This is a genomic window from Chitinophaga rhizosphaerae (assembly GCF_003958645.1).
In the GTDB taxonomy this organism is placed as follows: Bacteria; Bacteroidota; Bacteroidia; order Chitinophagales; family Chitinophagaceae; genus Chitinophaga; species Chitinophaga rhizosphaerae.
On the sequence record NZ_RXLO01000009.1, the window covers coordinates 149327 to 172609 of the forward strand.

Here is a 23283-nt window from a genome sequence, read left to right on the forward strand (position 1 = left end):
TGAAATTATTGATGGGTTATTTTCCTTCTTTTTCCAGTTCGCGCTTCACGCCGCGCAACACGTCTGCATGCCCTATCTGGGGGCTCCCCCGGTCCAGCGCCTGCAAACACACATATTGCACCACGTTCAGTATATGCGACCCCGTTAGCTCGAACTGCTCTGCGATCGCCTTGAGGTCCACGTCCTTCTGCAGCTTCGCCGCCACCGGGAACGCTTTCTTCCACAACAGCAACCGGTCTTCCGCCCGCGGCGGCGGGAAATAAATGATGGAGTTGAACCGGCGGATGAACGCATCGTCCATATTGTTCTTGAAGTTGGACGCCAGGATCGTGAGGCCGGCGTGGCTTTCGATCCGCTGCAACAAATAAGACACTTCCTGGTTGGCGTACTTGTCGTGCGCATCCCTGACGCCGGTCCGCTTGCCGAACAGCGCGTCGGCCTCGTCGAAAAACAGGATCCACGATTTATCTTCCGCCTTGTCGAACAACGCGGAAAGGTTTTTTTCCGTTTCACCGATGTATTTGGATACTACGGACGACAGGTCTACCCTGTACACATCGCGCCCCGTGTACTTGCCGAGGAGCGTTGCGGTGAGGGTTTTGCCCGTTCCCGGCGGACCGTAGAACAAGGCCCTGTATCCGGGTTTCAGCTTCCTGCCCATGTTCCAGTCCTCCATCAGCGCGCCCTGGTGCGTGATCCAGCTTTCCAGTTCGCGGATCTGGGAGCGCACGCCGTCGGGCAGCACGAGATCGTCCCACTCCAGCAGCGTTTGGATGTACTCTGCGGGGAATTGCATGCTGAGTTTCGGGCGGGCGATGTGGCCGGTCATGAACACTTCCGCATATTCCGGATCGGCCATGAGGCGGCCGCTGAGCGCGGGTTCCCCGGCGCGGACGGGCTCGAGCGACAGTATCCTGCTCCTGAACAGATAGCTACCATCTCCGAAAAGCGGCAGCAGCCTGAGCCGTAGCCCGGCATCGTTGCCGGCGAGGAGGAACATGGCCGTTTCGCCGGTCGGCAAAGTGCCGCGGTGATGATTCCCTTTCATGCCGCCGAATTCCGGGAATTCGCCACCCTGCGGGAGGTACGATTGCACGAGGTTATCGAAGAAACCCGCTACAACGCCGGGCGCCAGGGCGCAGGCGAGCAGCAGCAGTTCTTCTGAAGCGAGTTCCGCATGGCGGACGTACCGGGCAAATGAGCTGTCGTCGCTTTCTGCGGGCACGGGCGCATCGGGTCGGGCAAAGGGAGTTTGGCGGAAGTGGGCTTCCAGCCGCGCAGTGGTAAAGGCTTTGAGGAATTCAAGGGTATGAACGAGAAAGGGTTCCTGCAGGCCGTTGCCGGAAGCGCGTGGGGGTTTTATGTTGGATGTTTTAAGCATATGCGGTTCCTCCGTCTTCTGATGGGTTTGCGGGCCGTTCCGGGAAATCGCCCGGTTCTCGCCGCGGCGTGGGGAAATCGCCCAGTTCTACCCTGCAAAGTTCGATGCCCGGATCGTCATAAATAACGGTTACGTTGGATTGGGGTATGCGCAGCATGATGGCCACCTGCTCGCGGAATAAATTGAAATGCCGCAGGCGGGCCGCTTCCGCGGGATTGTTCATGATGCCGCCCCCTACGTCGCGGAAGCCTCTGCGGCCGCCGGTGGCGTAGTTCGTTCCATTGGTGGTAAAATATTCTTCGGCATTGCCGATCATGTGACCGAATTCGTGGGTGATGTCTGTCCTGTCTGCCGTTCCCCAATCCGTCATGCTCGACGTTCCGCCCACGCCCGCGCGCCCGCCGGTGGTGCCGCCGGCGCCTTGCGGGTTGATGGAATAATGTGCGTCGGCCGCTCTCCGCTGCCACTGAATATCCACATGGATGGGCATTTTGCATGGGCCGAGCCTGGAGTGCACGGGCTGTATCCGAAGGTACATATGGTTGCTCCATCTGCTCTCGATCGCCGCGGCCCAGGCTCTTTGTACAGCAGGCGTGGCCGTGGAATGGAGGCGCATGATGAGATTGGCCCGTCCGCGCAGCGCGTCCAGCACAATGTTGAATTTCGATGTCCAGCTGAAAGTACCGTTCCAGGCGGCGTAAGCGGCGGGCGCACCGGAAATGGTTTCCGTGCGCGCTTCAGACACCTCGCGCGATTGCCGCAGGCGGAACGGCCATTGGTAACGTTGGATCTTTTTACGTGCCAGCGTCCCCCGCTGCTGCACCACGTGCGTGAGCTCGTGCGCCAGCAACTGGCGGCCGGCATGGCTGTGGGGCGCGTACTCCCCGTCATTGAAGAAAATATCGTTGCCGGTGGTGAAGGCCCTGGCGCTGAGGTTCCTGCTGAGCTGGCCGGCGTCTCCGCCGGTATGCACGCGCACATTCCCGAAATCGCTGCCGAAGCGGTCCTCCATGAACCCGCGCGTTTCGGCGGGCATGGGCTGCCCACCGCCTCGCATGCCGTTGATGGCGCTTTCCGTTCCCGCGCCCACGGCCGGCGCCGGTGTGTCCCCGGAACGCTGGGCCTCTTCTTCCCCTTCGCAGGCTGCGCATTTGCGTTGTGCTGCGGGCGCCGTTACCGGTGTGATCCGGTCTGCCAGGGGCATGCGATGCAACTTTTCGTCTTCCTGTTCGCAGGCGGCGCATTTCCGCTGCACGGTAACGCCCGCTCCGCCGAAATGACCCTGGGGCGCAGGCATCCGCATCACGTGGTCGGCCATCGCATCTGCCTCTTTCTCATGTGCGTCTCCCGGCTCGTTCACGGCGAGTTTGGCCTGGAAGAACGGCATCCCGCGCGGGGCGGCAGCATGAGCGGCCACCGGGGTCGCGCTTTTTTCCTTTTTCATCCGGATGCATTTTAAGTTTCATCAAAAGCCGCACGCCACATGGGCGCGCGGCTTCATGAGTCCTCCTGTGATAAAAGGGCGCCGGCATGCCTGCCAGCCTTCCCTCCTATTTTTTCTTTCTGCGCAGCAGCAGGAACAGGATGATGATGACCAGCAACAGCAGCAGCCAGATCAGCCACTGCGGCAGCCCCATCACCGATCCCGGCTCCCTGCCCGCGTTTTCGAGCTTGCCGGTATAGATTTCGTGGCCCGCCACAACGAGTTTCGTTTCCTCTTCGATCTTTCCACCGAAGGTGATCGTATAACTACCGTCCTGGTGGTCTACCACGCTTTGAATCGTGATGTTGGGATTGGTTACGGAGAAGGCGTTCCCCATGGCGGGGCCCAGATACCTTCCGTAGCTGGTGATCGGCCGGAAAGTCATCACCAGCGTACCGTTCACGATTTGCGTCGCTACGTTGGACGCTGCCATGTCCACATCTCCGAAGGCAACATACACCGCTTCGGTGAACGTGCGCTCCAGTTTGCCCATGGCGGGTGTTTCCGCCGTTACGAAATACACGATCTGATACACGCCGGCAACTTTCAGGCTGTCGAAAGTGCCTTCGTATTTTCCGTCGGCCACATGGCTGAGGGTTACGATGTTGCTATTGCCTTTGAACTGGGCGCGGAAGGCGGAATCCTTCATCAGCTCTTCCCATTTCTGCACGCCGGGCGAAGTGGAATCCGCCGCGTTGGGCTTGATGATAAGCGCATTGCGGGCCAGCACGTCGCCCACATCGTCTCCAGGCCCGATCACCGCTGCTTTAACGATAGCGCCGGTCAGCGGGATCTGCAGGCGCGTGAGGTTTACGGTCAGCTTCAGCTGGTTCTTCACGCGGGGAGTTTTGGGAGCGAAGGCACTGGTAATGTCTACATAATGGTCGTCTGCCACTACGTTGAGGCCCAGGCGGAGGGATTTCGGAACGTTGGCCGCCACATGTGTGGCCGCCACGCCGATCACCGGTTCAAAATAAGCCACTTCCCAATCTCCGCCCGATGTCAGCGTATCTTCATTCGCGCCGAAATCGAACACGAGGAGGAAGTTGCGGGTGGAATTGCCCACATAGCTCAGACGGGCTTTCTGTGCAATGTTCAAACCATTTTTCTTTACTTCGATCAGCTGACGGAGGTAAGGCAGCTGGGTGGAAGAGAAGTGCATGTTACCGGTGAATTCCAGTACCAGTTTGGGTACATCTTTGTTCAGCGAGAATTTCGCCAGTTCGGTACGCCCGGCGCTGGATACGAATTTCACGGAAGAGGTTACCAGCTGGGGACTGAATTCGGACAGCATATTGATGAACTGCTGCGTGAAGCCGCTACCCATGCTGAGCGAGCCATCGTCGTCTCCGCCGGGCTGCGCCGTATAGTCGATCCCGTTCAGGGTGGTATTGTATTTCCCGCGGTTGTTGTTGGCGAGGTTCATGAGTACGGTATGGTATTCTCCGGCGGGGCTGCCGATGCCGATCGTGGCGATCTTGATGCCGCCCGCGCCACCGGGGAACGGCGGCTGGCCTTCAATACCGTTTCCTTCGGTCAACACATAGGGATGGATGTTCTGTTCCCCGTCCGTGAACAATAAAATGCCGCGGGCGCGTTGGGGCGTATTGAGTTTCCCCACGGCTTCCTTCATGCCCAGGCCTATCGCGGTCATATCGGCAGGGTTTACGGTGGCCAGCTCACCTGTCACGATCGCCGGGAGGCCAGCGTCAACGTCTTTCAGGACGCCGCAGCAGGGCGAAACCGGAGATACATCGGTATGGAAATACACGATCCCCAGGCGGCTCCCGGGAATGGCGTGTTCCTTGTACATATTGGAGAAATTGGACACGGCATCTTTCAACGCCTGCCAGCGCGATGGCGAAGTGGGCTCGCCGCTCGTTTTCGAAGTCATACTGCCCGAACGGTCGAGCACGAGCACGAGATCGAGCGGATACACGGCTTCGAAAATCACCTTGATCTGCGCGGAATTGACGGCGATATCCGGAGAAGGATTGTCGACATCACGCACGCGGATATTGATTTCCCAGGCACCCGCCACCAGCGGCGTTCCTTCCACCGACATAACGCCGGTTGCAGGGGTAGTGGCCCCTTCTTCCGCCGGAAACTTGCCTTTCCAGCCGTCTTTCTTGAAACCGAATTCCCCGGGATCAGGACCGGAAAGGCCCGGAGGCGTCGGGTCCTGGATCGTCCATTGCACCTGGCCCAACGCACCGCCCACACCGATGGTGATAGACATGGGCGGAATGGGGTCGCCGACTTTCACCGCCGGCAAATTGATCGTCTGCGACGAACCGATGTTGACGGTGTACTGGCTGAAAACCAGGCTGGGGAAAATGAGCATCAGCAATAAACCGAGAAGGTTCCTGCCACGCTTCCAAACAATGTAATTGGGAGTCTTCATGATATGTGTGTTTTAAAAAATTTTCATATCCAGTTTACGGCCAGCAACTGCTCCATCCATGACAGCCGTACCATCGAGCAACTCCACGGCAACCGGTTGATCAGCACATCCTGCGCACGTTTCTCCATTTCCAGCTGCAGGCCGTCAGAAGCGGTCCGCAGCATGCCCGGGCGTTGCAGGAACCCTTCGCGCAAGCCGTCGCGGCCCGTGTTTTTCAGGGCGCTCCAATGGCTGAGCACGGCGTCGAGCAGTTCGTTGCAGGCGTCCAGCATGGCGGTGGTGGCGGGGGCGATGGCTTCGAGGGGTTCCTCCGGCGCCATGCCCGCCAGTACTTTATGGAAAACCAGCCGGTATTCGGGAAGGTCCGCATCGTTGTCTGACAGGTAACCGAGCAGGCGAACGGCGGTTTGCCGGCCGCCGGGCGCCCAATCCTTGCCTTCGCGGCAACCGGTGGCGGCAAAGAGTTCCGACAGGAAAGGATGCAACAGCACCAGGCCGGCGGCCTCCACGTATAGACCTTCCGCTTCGGGTATGATATCCGGTTCGGTAATTTTTTTTGAGGAGGGTGTCTTTCGGGGTTGGGGGTCAATATCCGGTTGATCCGGGCTTTTTCCGGGGGCGGATACGCGGGCATCGGGGGTAATTCTGATTTCGTCCTTCAGCCATTCTGATGTAAGGAAGGCTTGCAGTGACGGGCGTTTCACCTCCCGCTCGTTGTCTAACAGAAAGCTGCGCAGGCTTTTCGGGGTTTGATGTTGCGGGAAGATCCATTCCCATTGGTTTTGGCCGACTCCGGGTGTGGGGGGCAACTGCAACACGAGTGTCCAGTAGCGTTGGCGGAACGCGGGGAAGAATCCGGGGTACCCCTGCGCGGCGGTGCCCAGCCATTCCCATTCAGCCAGCAATTCGGTGATATTCCAGCCTTTTGCCTCCGCTACCTTCAACAATACCGTGTCTTCCAAAGATTGTACGCAGCGGATGCACTCCGCGGAAATGAAAATATTACCGGGGATGGAAGTTGCATTTCCCACCGCTTTTCCATCTTCTATCGCGTGCCGGATTTCACGTATATCCGATCCCGTTAGATGTTGCTGGAACGATTTGCCGAAAGCATCTTTCGCGTCTTCTGCAAACCACCATGGCAACCGGCCTTGTGCCAGGAAAAAGAGGAATGCGGCGAGCGGGGCGTCTTTCCCGTCCAGCAGCGCGGGGGGGAATTCGCGGCGGGGATCGTTTGCTGTGTTTTTCTCTCCGTTTGATGAAGGGTTAACCGTAGAGAAGGAATTTCTTTTTTCGGATGGCCGGGAGGAAGATTTTCCGGTGAAAGCGACGTTCCCCTGCGCGGAGGCTTCTTCCCGTTTCACCCGCAAACCTTGTACCAGCCGCTCCCGCAGTCGGTTTCCGGCTTCTTTTCTGAAAGCTTCCTTTCCACCGAAAACACCCAAATCGATTTCCAGCCGGTCGATCACCAGGTGTTCCCCGCTTCTGTCCGCCTCCCGGAAACACGCTTCCAGCACAGGCAACAGCAGATCCCGGTGGAAATCCGCGGTAGTGCGGTCCCATTCCCAGGCCGGTTGCCCCGTCCGGGCCGTCAGCTCAAATAGCTGGCGATGGATCATATGACGGAGGTCATTCATTTTCAGCAGCAGCGGTTATATCATTCAAAACAGCCACCAGCGCATTACGCGGCGCCTGCAACTGTACAACGTCCGTTTCATCGGTCAGCCACGCGTTCTGCCAGGCCAGCCAGGCCGTTTCGAAGCGCGTGAAACCCGGGGCGCCAACCGGAGCGCCCGGCAGCTCACGGTCTACCCAATAAATGCGCGGCAGTATATGCGCCGGGCAAGCCGTCCGCACCTGCTTTTCCGCGAACCGGCGGAATTCGGGGTCCCGGTATTTCGCCGGCATGATCTCCTGTAAAGGACCGCCGCTGAAATCGTTAGCGTAACCAGACGGGAATACCACGCTCACCTGGAAAGAATAAGGGTCTTTCACATCGGGGATCACCAGTTCCGGCGCAGGCGTATCGCCTGGCGCGAGCAGCAGGTGCTCCGTCAGGTAAAGCCCTTCACCGCTGAACAGGCGGTTCAGCATCGTCCAAATTTCGCGCACGCGCGCCTTTGCGGCGTCCATCGTCGGCAAGGCAGCCGCAGAAACCGCCAGCACCGTGTCGGCCGATTGCATCAATTGTACATTGAAGGCATTCCCCGCCGGAACGATGCGGTAGTTTTCCAGCTTCAATCCCTTTTTCAAAGCCAGCCGGATGCCGCTTTCCGCCGCAGCCACCGCTGCGGGATCGTTTGCTCCGGTATATACACCTTCACTAACGAGCAAAACCGTTCCTGCATGAACAGCTGCCGAAAACAGCCGGAATTTCTTTTGAATGGGCGGCGGCTCGTCGAACACTTCGAAGTAATCCATAAAAGGCGCCAGCAGCGGCCTTTTCTCCTGCACCACGATTTCCAGCAAATGGCTCAGTTTCCTTTCCAGCGGCGAAAGCGCGAACCGTTGCCAGTGGCCGCGGACTGCCGCGGTAATGGCTGCGATGTCTGCATTGGCCGTAGGAACGTCGGGGTACTGCGCCACGGAACGACCGTACGGCGGCGCATCGGGATGTTCACGCAATTGCAGGTGGAACGGCGCGGCGCCGGGCTGCGGAGCCAGCCCTTCGCTGTAGCGCGCCAGGCTCATCGCAGCGGCCGCCTGCATGAAGGCTTTCATCGCCGTTTCTCGGGCGTGGGCGGAAGTAGGCTCCTCTTCGGCGGTATATCCGCGCAGCAATGGTTGCCCCGCGGCGTTGAGGACCGTCCAGTTGTATTGCCCGGCCGACAACGTAATATCTACCAGCGAATCCTGCATCCAGACCGGGTTCCCGAAAGATTGCGCCCTGTGCCGGCTCAACACCGGCAATGCGTAATAAAATGCGGATTTCTCCCGGATGAGCTGCAACGACGCTTTTTCCATCTGCGACTGCTGATGTGCCAGCAAATCTCCCAGCAATAACGGCGTAGCCTCGTCTGGCTGCAACGCGTCATGGAACGCGAAACTGGACGTATCGTTCATATTCTCCCCGAATGCGGCCAGCAGGTGATTCAACACCCGGTTCCTCCTTTGCTGGAACTGGACGGGCGTTTCCGCCGCCGTTTGCAATGCGTTCTGATAACCGTCTCCCAGGATCAGCTGCGACTGGGGCAGTTGCGGCAGCGGCTGGTTGAAAATGGTACGGTCGATGTCGGGACTGGCGGAGAAGAAAGAATTGAGGTTGGCGAGCTGACTGGTCAATCCCGCCGTCAACTGTTCGAAAAACAGCATGTAGCCCTGCAACTGCAACGCCTGCGCCTTTCGCAGCGTAGTCGCGGAATCGGGTAGGCCAGCGGAGCCCACGCCATACACCAGCGGCAAATCTTCCTGGATAGGATAATAATCCTTCACGGAAAAATTTTCACCGGCAGGCAGCGCCAGGTCGTCGCCCGTACCCAGACTGCCGTTCAGCCAATCGTCTTTCAGTTGTTCCACGCGGGCCAGCACCTGTTCCCAATCGTACGGAACGGGAATCCCGTTCCGGAATAAGGTAATGCGTGATTTGGAATAGCTCAGATGCGGGATGTGTTGCTGGCTGTTGGCGAGGCACAGGGTATCGCGGGCGGTTTCGGTGACGATGCGGTTATCAATGTACAAAGACATGCCAAGGCTGAGCACCGACACGATCCTCCGTTCGTTCACGTTCTCGCGGACGTTCACGTCTTCGTTGCCGGCGTTGCGGTGGCGGAGGATGATGCGCAGGATGTCGGAGCTGAACAGGCGTTCCGGGAGGTTCGTGGCTACGAGGGTTTCATCGGGAAGAAATCCCCCGTGCAGCGGCGGCCCTTCAAACAGCTCGTCTACCGGAACATCGGCCCCCATCTCCGAAATCCCCCTGATCACGGCCACCGGCGTAATATGCTGGTCGATGTTGAACAGGATCGATGCGATCAGTTCTTCCGGCGCTACGCCCGCATTGATCTCGATCCCCGCCGCTATGGCCACTTCCTGCAGCCGAACGGGCTTGAAAGTGGCGAAGCGCTCGCAAAGGTTCCGGTATCCGCGCATGTAGACTTCCACCGTGCGGACAGCCGTAGATGCGGCGATCACCCAGCGGTTGTACTGTTTGAGGAGCGATTGGTCGGCCGGGGAATTGTCTCCCAGGGTGGAAATATGCGTTTGCAGCGCCTGCAGCACCTTCGGCACCTGTTGCAGCGGGTCCTCCAGTGGCGTATTGATCTGCACCACTATTACCAGCTCCGTCACCGAAGCGGCGGGCGGCTGGTAATTGACGTTTATGCGTGCGAGGTAGGAAGTGGAATTCTCGATCAGCGCCCAGTTCGCCCCGCCGCCCAAATCCTGGAACGTGACGGTTTGCAGCTGGATGTCGGTGCTGAACGGCCGAACGGCCGCTTCGTCCCAAAACGGCAGCGCCACGTCTATCGAAACATTGACGATCTGCGGCGGATCGGGCGGGGTGCTCACGTCTACGTTCAGCTGCACGTTGAAGGTATTGGTGTTGAGCTGCTTGTCTTCGAATTCGAGGAGCACTTTCAACAATCCCCCCAGCGTAGCGTCTACCGGAAAAACCCACGCATTCCGCACCAGCGGATGATCGATGAGGGTTTTCCGGAAATCGTTGATGGTGAGCGGCGCCATGGGCAATACCACGCCCGGGGTGGGACTTTCCTGTTCCTTCCCGCCGGCATCGCTTACGAGCAGGTCGCGCATGGGAATGCCGGCTTTGAGCCCCACTTCGGTGAGGGCATAGCAGCAGGCTTCCAGCAGCGTGATGCCGGGATCGCTGAGGTTGTGGTTCGTCCAGCTGGCGCCGGCCGCGGCTTGCAGCACTTTCAGTCCTTCTCCCCGCAACAGGTTGAAGTCCTGCCCTTTCATGGGAGGTGCGCCGGCCGGTATTTGCGTGATCGGTTCCATGATGTATTATTTTCCTTCGAGCGCGCTTAATCTTTTTTCCAGTTCCTGCACGCGGTTGGTCAGTTCCTGGATGGCGTTTACCATGACGAACGTCAGCGGACTGGCGTTGAACATCACTACATCGTCTTCCTTGCCCGTGGCTTCGTCTATCGCTTTGCCGGTAGAAACCATGTAGGGGAAGATTTCGCGGATTTCCTGCCCGATGATGCCGAATTCTTCATGGTCGGAAGAAGTATTGTATTTGCCGTTGTAGCGGTAGCGGACGGTGCGTACTTTCATCAGTTTCTCCAGGCCGTCTTCGAGGTTGCGGATATCCTGTTTGGCGCGAAAATCCGACAGATCGGCCCAGGTGCCGCCACCGCGGGTTTTGGCGGCATGTCCGGAAACCTGCAGCATGTGGTTGTTGCCGTTCACATCGTTCATCACCGCGCCGGGCAGCAACGCGTTGGTATTCACGAGTACCGCGCCGCTGGTATGGAGCGTCATCCGGTTGGAAAGGCGGCTGTGTGTGAAGGAAATGTTCTGGGTGGAAGGCGCGTTGATAGCCACATCGCCGTTCGGGCCCTGGCGCAGCGCGTAGTTATTGGTTTGTGCAACGTGCGTGGCATGGCCGAATACCGCGAAATCCGTAAAGCCGGAAGCGCCATTGGCTGCCGCCGCGTTGCCGAACTTGGCCATATCGATGGCCGTGGGGGCTACAGTATTGAACCGCACTTCCAGGCGCGCGGTAGGCGCAACGTTACCGACGTTGATGCCCACGTTACCGGCGCTGTAGCCGACGTTCGGGGTGTTGTTGATCTGTTGGAAAACCTCGTTCCCGCCGCTGATGGCGCCCCAGGTGGCGCCGTTGTGCACCTGCACCTGGCCGCTGTTGAAACGCAGCGTACCGGCTTTGCCCTGTGCCGTGTCTGCGAGGTTGATGCCGCCGGGAATGTTGAGATTGTGGGTGAGCGCATCTACCGTCACCGCGTCGTCCGTTTTGCAGACGAAGGAATCGATCAGGTCTTCGAAGTCTTTACCGGTCGGGCGCTCGCCGTCCCGGAACTCCTGTTTCAAATGGGCTTTGCTACGTTCTGCCATGATGCAAGTTTTTGAGGATTAAGAAAAAATGATGAAATCGAGCCCGATGACCATTTGCCCGATGCCATCCTGCAATCCGCTGCAGGTAATGGCTCCGTCGGGCAGCGCCATGATACGGTGACTGCCGTTGGAAACCAGGATGGCGTCTGGCCGGGTGGCCGAAGCAACGTCTACCGGTTCCCCGATCACGAAGTCGACCCCGATGGCCTTTCCTGCGATGGTATTGTCTTCCGAAGACGCGATCACCGGTTCCGGCGTGATCCCCACGATGAAATCCGTCCCGATCTTCATATCTCCGATCCCTCCGCCCGGTTCCGTATCATGACGGTGGTAAAGGGCGAAGTTGACGATGTAGTTCACGTATTCACGCCCTTCGATGAACGACTGGATTTCAGAAGCGTGCAGTTTCCCGCCGAAAACGATGTCTTGCCCTTCGTCGTACGCCCATGGGCTGAGGAAGCGTTTCAGGTCTTCTTCCAGCACCTGGCCATAATATCCGGGATCGAATCCGGGGTTGAAGCTGACCTGGCAATCGATCAGCAGGGTTTCGTATGTCGGGTTGTCGATTTGCAGGTTGACGAACGGTGAAGTAAACGCTCCCGTGAGGAAATCCCCCATTTCACGCAGCTGGTGCAAATTCGCTTTGGGCTGCAAGGGGTCGCCGGTAGGGCGTTTCCGCCAGTCCGGCACCACCACCATCCGCACCTGCCCAGGTTCCATCCAGCCGTCGCGCGTGTTGTGCGGGATGCATTTCACTTTGTAGATGCCGGGGAAATATTCCAGCAGCATGCGTTCGAAATCTTCGGTAGATACGGCCCTGTTCTTATGCCGCAACCGTTCGCTCACCCGGCGGTAGAACGAAGTATCCGATTCCTGGCTTTGCCCGTCGAACGAAGCGAAAGGTTGCGTCACTTTCTTCAGCGACGGTATTTTCCGTACCAGTTTAGTGATGGAGCCCGCTGCCAGGGGTGCCGCCAGGTGATTTTCGAATCCACCGCTGCCCGTTTCCGGGAGCAGCAGGGTGGCGGTGGCGGCCTGCGTGAAAATTTCTTTCACAGACGCGGCCCCGCCGGGATTATCGTCTACATGCAGCCGCAGCCAGCGCATGCCCGAAGGCATCCTGCTGTGTTCCAGGCTGGCGTCCGCGCCGATGTTGAGGCGGATGATGCCGGGGCGCTGCAGGCCGTTGGTGCTTTCTTCGAGAATGTCGGTGCCGGTGATCGCCCGCCACTCGCTGCCGGAAAGGTAGCTCCAGTGCAAATCGGCGCTGCGCAGCAGGGTATCGCTTTCGAGGCTGCCTTCTTCGATCTGGAGGAGCAGCGAAACGGTCTGCGGCGCTTCGGCGCCTTCGAGCCCCAGGTACAGCGCGCCGCCGCCGGGATGCTCGGGCAATATGCCAGAAGATTGATGGGGAACGGGTTCCGCCGGGCCGAACAGGTCTTGCAGAAAAAACTGGTCGATGCCATTGGGCTGGTCGGGCAGGAAAGTATCTTTCGCCGTATAATCCATCGCCACGCTTTTGAGCACGGGGTTGTAGGGCGTTTTGGGCAACGGAGGAGGCGTGCCGCTGGTCATTTTGCTGATCGCGATGACCGTTTTCGTATATACGACAGGGTAAGTTTTATGCCCGAACGCTTCGAAAGGTTCTTCCGCCGGCATGTTGTCCAGTTCGGCGGCGGTGGGGGTTACGAGGGAAAGGCGGACGAAGCCCTGGTTCACATCGTGTGTGAAGCCGTCTCCCAGCGCCAGCGAGGGATTGCGGCGATAGGGCTGGGCGGCGGTCTGCGCCGTGAAAGTGCTTTCGATGACGGTGATGGGCGCGGGCGCGAGGGGGTTGTTGCCTACGAACAGCAGCGCCTTGTTCAGCAGCCGGATGTCCCAGTTGCGGTTGTTCAGCAGGTGAACATCGGCACGGAACACGCCGTTCTGCACATTATCGTTTCCATAACCTTCGTAATATTCGCTGAAATCGGCCGGCGGGTCCTGCCATTCCAGCGTCAGCTTCATCGATGTCAGTGTTTTGCTGAACGCTTCCTGGCTGCCAACGTAAAAGGAGGAACCGATGCGCGGCTGGCTGGTAAACGGCGATACGGGTTTATCGGCGGCCTGCAGCGCCTGGTCGTTTTGCAGCACCAGTTTCTTCATTCCCTGCGCGCCCACGTCCAGCGTCACGTCTATCAAAGTATAGGCGCCCAGTTGCTCGATGAGGAAGCTCTGGGGCTCGAGGCTTACTTTCATGACGGGCCATTGCGTGCGGAAGGCGCCTTTGTGCACCGCTTCCTTGTACGCGGTGATGGCGGGCAGTTCCACAGGAATGGTCACCGTTACTTCCAGCGTAGCTTCATTGTCTGCGTTCAGCTGCTGTACGCCTTTCGGTTTGAGTATGGCGTTGTAGGCGAAATCTGTCTCCATCCAACCCTTTTCCGTGCTCAGCGCCACTTTCAGGTGCGGGGTGATGATAACGGCCGTGGTGATGACGGGTGCTTTCATCCGAACGGTCATCTTCACCGTCCGCAGCCCTTCGGCAAGCAAGAGGTTCGGCGATGCCGCGGCCCATCCGATGGTAGCGGTTTCCATGCGGCCGCTATCTTCCGGGATGGGCAACTGCCGGGTGCCGAGCGGCCGCCAGGCGGTGCGGGTGCCGATGCGCACCGTGGATGCGTCCATCGAACGGAATAAAATACTCTTGCCGTTGGTATTGAAATCGCGGTAGCTGTTGCGGAGCCCGCTGATTTTCGCCTGTGTGACCACCAGGTCGCTGTCGAGCGCGTAATGAAGGGGTTTTCCGTTCTGTGCCTTGCCGCCGTCGAGTTCCGTGCCGGCTTTCAGGAGGAGGGGCTTCGCAAATTTCGATGGTTCGAACAATACGTGCACTTTATCGGGCCGGGCGGAAGTACGGCGCAGGCGCAGCACTTCTTCGTAATAATAATCGAGTCGTTTTTTGGTGAGCTGGTTGATATCGGCACGAACGATGGAGAACGCTTTGAAATAAGCCATGAGCAAGGCCAGGTGGGGTGAAAGGTTCCCCGGGCCTGTGAGCATCGCCTGCAGTTCGGATTCGCTCGCACCGCTGATCTGATCGAAAAACGCCTGCCAGTCGCCCTGCGGAAACCGCTGATCATCGTAATACCGTACTTGTGCCGCCAGTTTGTGGATGAAAGCGGCGAGGTCGCCCAGGGTGCGGCCGTCTACCGGAAGCGCGGCGGGGTCCAGCGCGGGCTGCGAGCGGCCGGGCTGGTTCAGGCCATCGGCCGACAGCAGGTATTGCAAGATATGTGCGGATGCGCTCATGTTATTTTTCGGTTAGATAGAACGGGTAAACAAGGTTGTGGCGCGCATTGGTGCTTCTGATCGTGTAATCCACGATAATGATCACTTTCCCGGCTTCGGCGGGATCTTGCTGCAACACTACTTTATTGAGCTGGATGCGCGGTTCGTATACGATCAATGCGGTTTCGATTTCCGACTGGATGGCCGTAGCCGTGGTGGTGCCGAGGGATTCGAAGATCCAGCGGTCCCTTTTCCAGCCAAACGAAGGTTGCATCACCCGTTCTCCCAATTCGGTGGAAAGAACGATTGAGATGCAGCTTTCGATGTCGGCTTCGGCATCGAGCATTTTTACCGACTTGTCCTGTTTGGAGAAACTGGGCGGGAAGCTCCAGCCTCTTCCGAGAAATGCGTTTTCCTGGGGCATAACAAATCTTTTTAAACGTTAACCGCCGATCATGACGGTAGGGCATCCGATGGCGATGGAACCGCCGTGCGCCGTGCTGTCTCCCATCCGCGCCGCAGGCATCCCGCCGATCATCACGGTAGCGGAGCCTTTCACCACGGAATCCGGCGGACCGGTACACGTGCACATATCGCCCACGCGCAGGGCCGGCATCCCGCCGATCATTACGGTAGCGCCGCCGGGGGGCAGCGCGGGGCCGCCCACATGTGGCACCGTTCCTGTTACCATGGGGCAAATGTGCATATCGCCCACTCTTGCGGCCATTGACATAATCGGTCAGTTTATTTGTACCATCGTTCCCTTGATCACGGTATTGGCGCTGGAGCTGATCTCCATCCCCGCCGAGCCTTCCGCCTTGAACTGCGTACCGGCCTTGGCTTCAAAACCGGTGGAGCTTTCCAGCTTGATACTGCCGGAAGCCTTCATCACCAGGTCTTTCGCGCTTTCGATCGTGATCCCGTCCTGGGACAGTACGATTTTGTTATCGTTTTTGTCTTTTATCGTGACCTCGCCTGCGTCTTCGTCGAGCGACACCAGGTGCCCGCCGGGCGTATCGATGACGAGGGTCTTTTTATCGTCGTTGAAAAGGATGCGCATTCCGCTGCGGGTAAACCATCCTTTTTCATGATTGTCGTCTTTGGGTTCCAGCGGCGCTGCTTTGGCGCTGCTGTGCAGGCCGCCGAGCACTACGGGGTATCGGGGGTCGTCGTCCAGGAAGCCCACCAGCACTTCGTCTTCCAGTTCGGGAAGGAAGCAGCTGCCGCGCCCGCTGCCGGCATCGAGTGTGCAAACGCGGGCCCAGACGCCGTCGTCGCCCGTGTCTACGGAAGGTATTTGCAGCAGGATGCGGCCTTCGCCGTCGGGGTCGCCTTCCAGGGCTTTGACGATGGCGGTGTGAAGACCGTTGATCCCCGGCAGCAGGGCGCCCGCGGGCTTGGCCTGAACGGGGAATTTCTCTGCGTGCTTTTCGGGCTGCATGCCCAGTTGCAGCTCTACGGTCCAGTTACCCGCGGCGATTTCGTGGCGGACACCGCTCACCCAGGCCATTCCGTTCATCCGCGGGCCCATTCCTTCGAGGGCAACGGTGATACCGGGCATGGCGGAAGGAAACCCCTGCACCTGGGCCCTTCCGCAGAGGAAGGCCATCCGGCTGCGGAGCGCGGCGGCATCGGCCCATTGCTGTACTTCTTCTTCTTTCAGTCCTGCAGGCTGGCGCAGCGTCACGAGCGGCAAGCCCATGTCGGCCGCGGCCAGGTCGCCGGGCGTAGTCCATTCCGGTTCGGTCGATTCGGCTTCCAGCAAGGCTTGCTGCGCGGGGTCCCAGCTTTGGGCCTTCACGCTGCCAAATTGCAGATAACCGTCAATTTCACCGTCGAATTCCAGGAGGTTGGTGCCGAAACGCAAGGTGGCAACGCCTTCTGCCGCCACGGCGGGTTTGATAATATCGATCTTGTCGAGATTGGCCACCGCAACGAACCCCAGCGCATCGAGCCGGGTGATGAGAAAATCCCAGTCGGTGGCGTTGTATTGCACCATTTCGGCGTGCGTGACAGGCGTGTCTTCGATCTGTCCGGTCAGTTCTTCCGCATCGAGGATGGTGGCGGCGATCTCGCTGTCTTTCTGATCCTTGAACAGCGCCGATTTCCGGCCGATGGCGAGCAGCGAGCTTTTGTGGCGGCATTCCACCTGCAGTTCAGACGAGTGCTGGCGCAGGCGCAGGGAATGCGAGGCCACGAGGCCGGTGAAAATGATTTCTTCGAGGCCGTGGTAGCCGGCCGTAATTTCTATTTCGTTGCCGGGAAGGAAAAGTTCTCCGGCACTGACGGGCCAGTCTGCCAGGGCCGCGTCGCCGTCAGACACAACCAGGGTTGCGCCGGCGATGCGGTTCGCCTCGTTCCAAACCGTGATGGAAAGGATGGGAATATCCCCTGTCACCAGTTCGCCGTTCACCGTTACGGTAAACGTTACCAGGCTCGTTTCCTGTTCTATCGGCAGTAAGGTCTCGTCACTCATTTTCCATCTTTTTTAACAGGCGGGAAAAATATTTCGGAACCTTCCTTCAACCTGCGAAAATTGTACATTTTATTCGCCCGCGCCACTTCGATGTAAGTATCCGGCGTTCCGTAAATGTCCTGACACAGCAGCTGGATATTGTCGCCGGCGATCACCTGGCGAACGTGCGTGAGGTCTGGCGAGCTTTTCACTTCTTTCTTCTCCCGCAACATATCTTCGATCGATCCTTCAAAACCTGCGCGGGCTTCGGCGCGCAACGGCGTACCGTCGGGCTTGAAGAGTTTGTAGGTGATGGACAGCGTGCTCAAAACGCCCGTGAACACGAGTTTTCCCCAGTTGAGCTGTACGCGTCGCGGCCGGTGCTCCTTTCCTTCGAAGTGATACACCACTTTCGCGAACTTCTGCAGTTCGGTCATGACATCGTATTCATCGCCGCCGGAGATCAGGTCGGCAATGGCACCTGCGATGGGCACATTGTCCAGCGGGCCGGCCGGTTTCGGCACCACGCCCGTACCGTCGAACAGGAACGTGAATTCCAGTCCGGGCGGCGAGGTATGTGTGTACCGGGCAACCGATCCGGAGTTGCCGGGTGCGGGGCGGCGGTTGTAATTGACGCGGTAATTGATCGCGTAATTGTCCGGGTTTACCTGCACCATGTACTTGTCGCCGTCGGCATCGCTGAGAACGGGTGTGTCCTTGGCTTTCGTTGTGGGCTTGAAAGCGCGGATGATCATTTTCTCCAGCTTTCCGCCGCCAAATACGGATTCGAGCATGTTAGCGTTCTTTTTGTTTCTTCAATAATCGCATGACAGCGTCGGTGCATGCCGCCACGATCTGCTGGATATCGGGTTGGGAAGAGGATGCGGCGCCTCCGCCGGAGGATGTTCCTGCGGGGCCGGATGGTGCCGGCTGGGGTTCTTCGACCCTGGCGCGGATCACGAGTTCCCGGATTTCGATGGGCATACGCGGTGGTTTTTAGATGCCGATACTGACGTCGAGCGAGGCGGTGAGCCCTGCGGCCAGGTCCAGCCCGACGCTGATGGGGTCGTAGTACTTGAAATACTGGTAGGACAGCGTCAACGTTTCCACGACGATCTCGTTGTTGCCCGCGTTGAAGGAGCTGACTTCGAGTTTTTTGGGGATGGCGTTGATGAGGTACCAGTTGTACAGCGGCACATGGTCGGCGTTCATCAGGGAAATGAGGACGTTGCTGGGTTTGAACCGGAATTCTTCCAGGCCCTGCCGTGCCCAGTGGAGCACGCCGGAGCCGAGCATTTTTCCGCGTTTCAGCGTTACGTCGCCAAATTTGGAGCGAACGGGGAGGTTGTGCACGAAGCGGTGCTCGCCGCCTTCGGCTACGGTTTCCATCTCCAGGTCCACCGAAAGACCAGACACTTCCTGGAAGCGCACGTCTTGCGGGAATTGCGGAATGATCTCGAAAAGGACGAGGAAATGAAAACCGACCTGTGGGGTGTCAAAGGCAGACATATGCTATTCGTTTTGGATCACCAGGCCTTCATGTGCCAGTTCGATGGATTCGATGGCTACTTCGTTGCCGTCAGATTTGAGGTCTGAGCTTTGTACCTTGATCGGCCATGCATTTTTGACTTTCCATACCACCACGGGCTCGTGGTTTTCGTTCAGCAGGCTGATGGTGACGTTGCGCCGTTCGATGGTGTTGAGCGCCACGGTGTTCCACCAGTCGTAGAACTGGTTATCACCTTTAAAAGTGCCGCGTTTCATGGTGATGTTGCTGTATTTGACCATGCCCGGCATTTTTGTTTTGACATATTCCGGGCTGGCACCGTCGCGGTACTCGATCGGGTCTATCTGGACGTCGAGGCCGGATACTTCTGTGAACCCGATGTTTGCCCCACCCCATTCAACCTGGAAGTGGAATTTGGGAAGCGGATAATTCGCCATAACTCATTTTTTTTATTGAATGGATGATTGAATCAGGATTCCTGCATTTTGTGGCTGAACCGGAGCACGATGAATTCCGCAGGACGAACGGCGGCCATGCCGATCTCTACGATCAGCCTGCCTTCGAGGATGTCTTGCGCGGTCATCGTTTCACCGAGGCCTACTTTGACGTAAAACGCCTGTTTGGTGGTAGCGCCGGCCAATGCGCCCTGGCGCCATTGCAGCGTCAGGAAGTTTTCGATCATGGCGCGGATGCGCACCCAGGTGTTGGCGTCGTTGTTTTCGAACACGAAAGGTTCCGATGCTTTTTTCGTCGATTCTTCCACATAATTGAAGAACCGGCGAACGTTCACATATCGCCATTCGTTATCGTTGCCGGCCATGGTCCGTGCGCCCCAGACGAGGATCCCCTTGCCGGTGAACGCCCTGATGGCATTTACGCTTTTCCCGTTTTCGTTCACGTTCAGGCCGCTTTGCTCCAGGTCGTTCAGTTTGACGGCAGGTGCCACCACGCTGCGGAGGCTCATATTGGCAGGGGCTTTCCACACACCGCGGGTACGGTCTGTAGTGGCGTACACGCCGGCCACGGCGCCCGAAGGCGGCAGGTAGCTCATCTCCAGTTTCACCCGGTCGTTCACCGCTTTAAAAAACGGATGTTGGGTGAACAGGAGGGTTTCGGCATTGTCTGTACGGTTGATCGCATCCTGCAACACGGCCATGTAGGCGTCGGCTACTTTTTCGAATGCCTTGTGCAGGGTAACGGAGTTGGCTACGTTCTGAACGGTTGCGAGCGGTGTGGCACCCGTGTAAGGATTGATTTCCGCCGGGATGGCATTGACATCGGCCCCGGATATCCAGTCGGTCGTGCTAATATCAGCATAATCTGACTGGACCATCGCTTCGGTGCGTGCCGGAGGTGGATGCGCCGCCAGAACAGCAGGGTTCTTTTCAAATGCGACCAGGTTAATGATTTGTTGACGCAGATCGAGATTCCCTTTCAGTTTATTGATGACTGCTATCATTTCTGGCGTATTACCAGCCTCGAGCTCTAATTTCCGCGGAGTTAGCGCCAATTCCCTAACAAACCGCATCACGGGCATGTACATATTGCGTGCATTGGCATGCGTTACTGCCGACATGACATTCATCCTCAACTTTTCGAACAATGCGCTTAACGGATTATAGTTCGAACGACGAAGTGCCGGCGCAGTTATTTTGGAAAATACTCTCCCTTCTTCCACCAGCCTGTCGCGCAGCGTTTGCACCATCGCGCTCTGCGCGGGAATGATATTGTTGATCGTAGCAGGAGGAATGGCCACGTTCGCATTGTCGATGAATGCCAGCTGGGTGAAAAGCAGTGATTTCGGATACGACGATTGCAGCCAGGGATAATACGCCGCGGCATATTTCAGTTCCTGGTTGCCGGCGCGGTCCCGGAAATTCCCTACCGGGTTTTCGGCGTGATTCAGGGGGAGTTGTCCGCCGGGGATGTCGAGGATCGCGAAGCGGTCCTGCAATTTCGCGCATTGCTGGATGGCGGCCTGGTGGAAGTTGCCGGCGGCCGTGAAATCGGGCGTACCGTCCCCTTCTTTCAGCGCACCGGTGTCTGGCGCGCAAATGAGCGTGGGCTCGTCTTCCCGCGCAACGGCGGCCAATCCGCCGAGCAGGCCGGTAGTGGCGTTGCCGAGCGTCACATCTGTCGAGAAATTCCCGACGGAAACCACGTAGCAGGGGCCGCCGCCGTTATCGAAGAAATGCTGCATCGCGTCGAACAGGAAAAATTTCCGGCCGTTTACCGGCGTCACCGTCGCGATATTATTCTGTGCGTCCAGCTTTACGGTGTAAGTGGCGGGCGTGTAAGCGCCGCCGAAAAGCGAAGTAAAATCCAGCATCGACGTGAGGCGGATGGGCCGGTTGATGAGGGTTTTACCCGCGGCATCCGCCGTTAGGGCGGTGTGACCGATGAATGCGGGGATGGCTGTGGCCACCGCCGCTACGGAGGGCGGTATCAGCGAAAGCTCTTCGACGAATACGCCTGGGGTTTTATAATCCATATCCGTTCAGATTAACAGATGAAAGTATCAGGATTCCTGCATTTTGTGACTGTACCGCAGTACGATGAATTCCGCCGGTCGCACCACGGCCATGCCGATCTCAACGATCATGCGGCCTTCGAGGATGTCTTGCGCGGTCATCGTCTGTCCCAGTCCCACTTTCACATAAAAAGCGTGTTCCGGTTTGGCACCTGCCAGCGCGCCGGCGCGCCATTGGAGGATGAGAAAGTTCTCGATCATGGCGCGCACCTTCACCCAGGTGTTGGCATCGTTCGGCTCGAAAACGAAGGGTTCCGAAGCTTTTTTGGTCGATTCTTCCACCATATTGAAGAACCGGCGGACGCTCACATAGCGCCATTCGTTATCGTTGCCCGCCAGCGTGCGTGCTCCCCAAACGAGGATGCCTTTTCCGCTAAAAGACCGGATAGCGTTCACGCTTTTGCCGGTAGTATGCACGTTCAGGTTTTCCTGCGCATCGTCGCTGAGCGTCACCATGGGTTTGCGGACGAAGCGGAGGCTCGTGTTGGCGGGGGCTTTCCACACGCCACGTGTAGCGTCAACCGTACAATACACACCGGCGATGGTGCTGCTCGGCGGCATCACGACCGGCATATCCGCGATCGTATTTTTGATCTGGTGATACAGTTTATTGGCGACGTGGTACAATGAATTCTGTTCGGTGGCCGGGGTGGGATTGAAGATCCGAAGCACCATGGCGCCCGGCACGGGATTGCCGTTCAGCGAACCGGTGATGGTCACGGCTTCTTCGTTGTAATTCAATGTGAGCGAAGTTTCCAGGTGCGGATAGTAAGCCGCGCCATAGAGGAGGTTGTTGTTGCCGATGAGCATCCGGAAACCATTGGCGTTATCGTCGATCACGTTGGTATTGGCGGGATTGGTGTAATCGAGATGACCGTTGAACACGTCCATGATCACGAACCGGTCTTTCAAATCCGCGCACTGAGCGAGGGCGAGACTATTGAGATTGTAGAAGTCGCCCTGGGGGAGGATTTGCCCGTCGGGGAACACCAGCAGCGTGGGCTCATCTTCCTTGGCGATAGCGGCGAGGCCGGCGGTGTAGTTACCGATGGTAGCGGCCGGAGGGGTGGCCGTGTCCGGCCCGATAGACACGATGTAACAGGGGCCACCGCCATTGGAGAAGTACATCTGCATGGCATAGTACATTCTGAAAAGCGCCGCCGGAGCGGCGGGAGGCGTGGCTACTACGTGCGTGCCGTTGACGGTGTTAACGGCAGCGGTGAATGTTTCGAGCCTGGCGCCGAAGATGGCTTCGTATTCAACGAGGGAAGTAATACGTACCGGCTTGTTGACCAGCGTGTTGCCATTGAGGGTGGTGAGCCGGGTGTAGCCGATGAAGGCCGGGATGGCCGTTTCCACCTGGGCTACAGACGGCGGGAACTTGGGTACCTCGTCTATGTAAACGCCGGGTGTTTTAAGGTTTGCTAAGTTTAACATGATCGGTCATTTTAATCAGGTTCTTTGAAAATTTATGCTGTATTCCCGTGGCTGAGGAGCCAGGTGCCAGGCTTGTTTGAATATGTCGATCACACCGCAGACGTCGGCCGTGGCGGCAGATTGGTCGAACACTACTTTTTCCTGCAGGGGCGCTCCGCCTTCGAGCCTTACCACATACGCACCGCGTGGGTGTGGGCGCAAATCCAGGCCTGTACGGTCTTGCAGGGGAGTCACGGTTTCGTTGAGGGAGAAGGAAATGGGGGCTCCGGCGGTGATTTTTCCGGCGCGGATCTGGTTGAAGGCGCCGGGGGTTACTTTGTGCGACAGGAGATATCCGCTGAGGGCGCCGTTTTCGGTGTTGCCGGCATTGGCGGCGGCGGTGAGGGCAACCACGTTTCCCGCGAGGTTCGCATCGATGGCACCGGTAGGTGTAAGATTGCAGGCGTAGAAAATGCGGCGCCCCAGTTGCTGGGAACCCTGTTCGAAAAAATCGGGCAATGCGGCGCGGGATTTATCGATGATCAGCCAAAAGGTGAACTGCACCGGCTGCGTGAGCGCGGTGGCGGGAACCCAAGTCACGCCATTGAAATGTTGTTTGCAGAAGGCGGTCAGCCCTCCTGGGGAGGAACGGATGAGTAGTCCGAAACTGGCCGCAGTAGCGGCACTGAGCGGCGCCATTTCCAGGCGGACGCCCTCGCCGGGGTCTGCGTTGTTGATACGTATGCGTATCCTGAATTCCGGAGTATAACGCCAAACCAGTTTTTCCATGGCTTGTATCAA

Annotated in this window: 17 protein-coding genes; all 17 read right to left on the reverse strand. The window is 58.2% G+C overall.

What is annotated here, in order from left to right:
- Positions 1-16 precede the first annotated feature (16 nt).
- On the reverse strand, positions 17-1381 hold the full coding sequence (locus EJ361_RS20070) for an ATP-binding protein (RefSeq protein WP_126247598.1): 1365 nt from the start codon (positions 1379-1381) through the stop codon (positions 17-19).
- Entirely contained in the window at positions 1374-2825 is a 1452-nt protein-coding gene (locus EJ361_RS20075) for an eCIS core domain-containing protein (protein WP_126247600.1), read from the reverse strand. Before EJ361_RS20075 ends, EJ361_RS20070 begins: the two co-directional genes overlap by 8 nt.
- A gap of 106 nt (positions 2826-2931) precedes the next feature.
- Positions 2932-5268, reverse strand: coding sequence for a vWA domain-containing protein (locus EJ361_RS20080; protein ID WP_126247602.1), 2337 nt, complete (start codon positions 5266-5268; stop codon positions 2932-2934).
- Positions 5269-5291: 23 nt separating this feature from the next.
- Positions 5292-6905, reverse strand: a complete 1614-nt coding sequence (locus EJ361_RS20085; protein WP_126247604.1) for a contractile injection system tape measure protein — start codon at positions 6903-6905, stop codon at positions 5292-5294.
- Positions 6898-10224: a hypothetical protein gene (locus EJ361_RS20090; protein ID WP_126247606.1), complete on the reverse strand. Its 3327-nt coding sequence runs from the start codon at positions 10222-10224 to the stop codon at positions 6898-6900. The genes EJ361_RS20085 and EJ361_RS20090 overlap by 8 nt, the downstream gene beginning before the upstream one ends.
- Positions 10225-10230: 6 nt before the next feature.
- A complete protein-coding gene (locus EJ361_RS20095; RefSeq protein ID WP_126247608.1) occupies positions 10231-11304 on the reverse strand; it encodes a tail fiber domain-containing protein in 1074 nt (357 codons plus the stop codon).
- 18 nt (positions 11305-11322) lie between these two features.
- A complete protein-coding gene (locus EJ361_RS20100; RefSeq protein WP_126247610.1) occupies positions 11323-14595 on the reverse strand; it encodes a baseplate J/gp47 family protein in 3273 nt (1090 codons plus the stop codon).
- 1 nt (position 14596) lies between these two features.
- On the reverse strand, positions 14597-14998 hold the full coding sequence (locus tag EJ361_RS20105; RefSeq protein ID WP_126247612.1) for a GPW/gp25 family protein: 402 nt from the start codon (positions 14996-14998) through the stop codon (positions 14597-14599).
- Positions 14999-15016: 18 nt separating this feature from the next.
- A complete protein-coding gene (locus EJ361_RS20110) occupies positions 15017-15307 on the reverse strand; it encodes a PAAR domain-containing protein (RefSeq protein WP_126247614.1) in 291 nt (96 codons plus the stop codon).
- Between the two features lie 6 nt (positions 15308-15313).
- Positions 15314-17050, reverse strand: a complete 1737-nt coding sequence (vgrG, locus tag EJ361_RS20115) for a type VI secretion system tip protein VgrG (RefSeq protein WP_126247616.1) — start codon at positions 17048-17050, stop codon at positions 15314-15316.
- Positions 17047-17823 carry a CIS tube protein gene (locus tag EJ361_RS20120; protein ID WP_126247618.1) on the reverse strand — a complete coding sequence of 259 codons (777 nt, stop codon included), beginning with the start codon at positions 17821-17823 and terminating at the stop codon, positions 17047-17049. Before EJ361_RS20120 ends, vgrG begins: the two co-directional genes overlap by 4 nt.
- Before the next feature lies 1 nt (position 17824).
- On the reverse strand, positions 17825-18013 hold the full coding sequence (locus EJ361_RS20125; RefSeq protein WP_126247620.1) for a DUF5908 family protein: 189 nt from the start codon (positions 18011-18013) through the stop codon (positions 17825-17827).
- Between the two features lie 12 nt (positions 18014-18025).
- Positions 18026-18538: a phage tail protein gene (locus EJ361_RS20130; protein WP_126247622.1), complete on the reverse strand. Its 513-nt coding sequence runs from the start codon at positions 18536-18538 to the stop codon at positions 18026-18028.
- Between the two features lie 3 nt (positions 18539-18541).
- A complete protein-coding gene (locus EJ361_RS20135; protein ID WP_126247623.1) occupies positions 18542-18973 on the reverse strand; it encodes a phage tail protein in 432 nt (143 codons plus the stop codon).
- 32 nt (positions 18974-19005) lie between these two features.
- Positions 19006-21027: a phage tail sheath C-terminal domain-containing protein gene (locus EJ361_RS25915; protein WP_126247625.1), complete on the reverse strand. Its 2022-nt coding sequence runs from the start codon at positions 21025-21027 to the stop codon at positions 19006-19008.
- A 27-nt stretch (positions 21028-21054) separates the two neighbouring features.
- Positions 21055-22503: a phage tail sheath family protein gene (locus EJ361_RS20145; protein ID WP_126247627.1), complete on the reverse strand. Its 1449-nt coding sequence runs from the start codon at positions 22501-22503 to the stop codon at positions 21055-21057.
- A gap of 15 nt (positions 22504-22518) precedes the next feature.
- Entirely contained in the window at positions 22519-23271 is a 753-nt protein-coding gene (locus EJ361_RS20150; protein ID WP_126247629.1) for a hypothetical protein, read from the reverse strand.
- Between the last annotated feature and the right edge of the window lie 12 nt (positions 23272-23283).

Bases quoted from the DNA above. Each gene is read 5' to 3' on its own strand.
- EJ361_RS20070 (WP_126247598.1), bottom strand. From the start codon at position 1,381: ATGCTTAAAACATCCAACATAAAACCCCCACGCGCTTCCGGCAACGGC.
- EJ361_RS20075 (WP_126247600.1), bottom strand. From the start codon at position 2,825: ATGAAAAAGGAAAAAAGCGCGACCCCGGTGGCCGCTCATGCTGCCGCC.
- EJ361_RS20080 (WP_126247602.1), bottom strand. From the start codon at position 5,268: ATGAAGACTCCCAATTACATTGTTTGGAAGCGTGGCAGGAACCTTCTC.
- EJ361_RS20085 (WP_126247604.1), bottom strand. From the start codon at position 6,905: ATGAATGACCTCCGTCATATGATCCATCGCCAGCTATTTGAGCTGACG.
- EJ361_RS20090 (WP_126247606.1), bottom strand. From the start codon at position 10,224: ATGGAACCGATCACGCAAATACCGGCCGGCGCACCTCCCATGAAAGGG.
- EJ361_RS20095 (WP_126247608.1), bottom strand. From the start codon at position 11,304: ATGGCAGAACGTAGCAAAGCCCATTTGAAACAGGAGTTCCGGGACGGC.
- EJ361_RS20100 (WP_126247610.1), bottom strand. From the start codon at position 14,595: ATGAGCGCATCCGCACATATCTTGCAATACCTGCTGTCGGCCGATGGC.
- EJ361_RS20105 (WP_126247612.1), bottom strand. From the start codon at position 14,998: ATGCCCCAGGAAAACGCATTTCTCGGAAGAGGCTGGAGCTTCCCGCCC.
- EJ361_RS20110 (WP_126247614.1), bottom strand. From the start codon at position 15,307: ATGTCAATGGCCGCAAGAGTGGGCGATATGCACATTTGCCCCATGGTA.
- vgrG (WP_126247616.1), bottom strand. From the start codon at position 17,050: ATGAGTGACGAGACCTTACTGCCGATAGAACAGGAAACGAGCCTGGTA.
- EJ361_RS20120 (WP_126247618.1), bottom strand. From the start codon at position 17,823: ATGCTCGAATCCGTATTTGGCGGCGGAAAGCTGGAGAAAATGATCATC.
- EJ361_RS20125 (WP_126247620.1), bottom strand. From the start codon at position 18,013: ATGCCCATCGAAATCCGGGAACTCGTGATCCGCGCCAGGGTCGAAGAA.
- EJ361_RS20130 (WP_126247622.1), bottom strand. From the start codon at position 18,538: ATGTCTGCCTTTGACACCCCACAGGTCGGTTTTCATTTCCTCGTCCTT.
- EJ361_RS20135 (WP_126247623.1), bottom strand. From the start codon at position 18,973: ATGGCGAATTATCCGCTTCCCAAATTCCACTTCCAGGTTGAATGGGGT.
- EJ361_RS25915 (WP_126247625.1), bottom strand. From the start codon at position 21,027: ATGGATTATAAAACCCCAGGCGTATTCGTCGAAGAGCTTTCGCTGATA.
- EJ361_RS20145 (WP_126247627.1), bottom strand. From the start codon at position 22,503: ATGTTAAACTTAGCAAACCTTAAAACACCCGGCGTTTACATAGACGAG.
- EJ361_RS20150 (WP_126247629.1), bottom strand. From the start codon at position 23,271: ATGGAAAAACTGGTTTGGCGTTATACTCCGGAATTCAGGATACGCATA.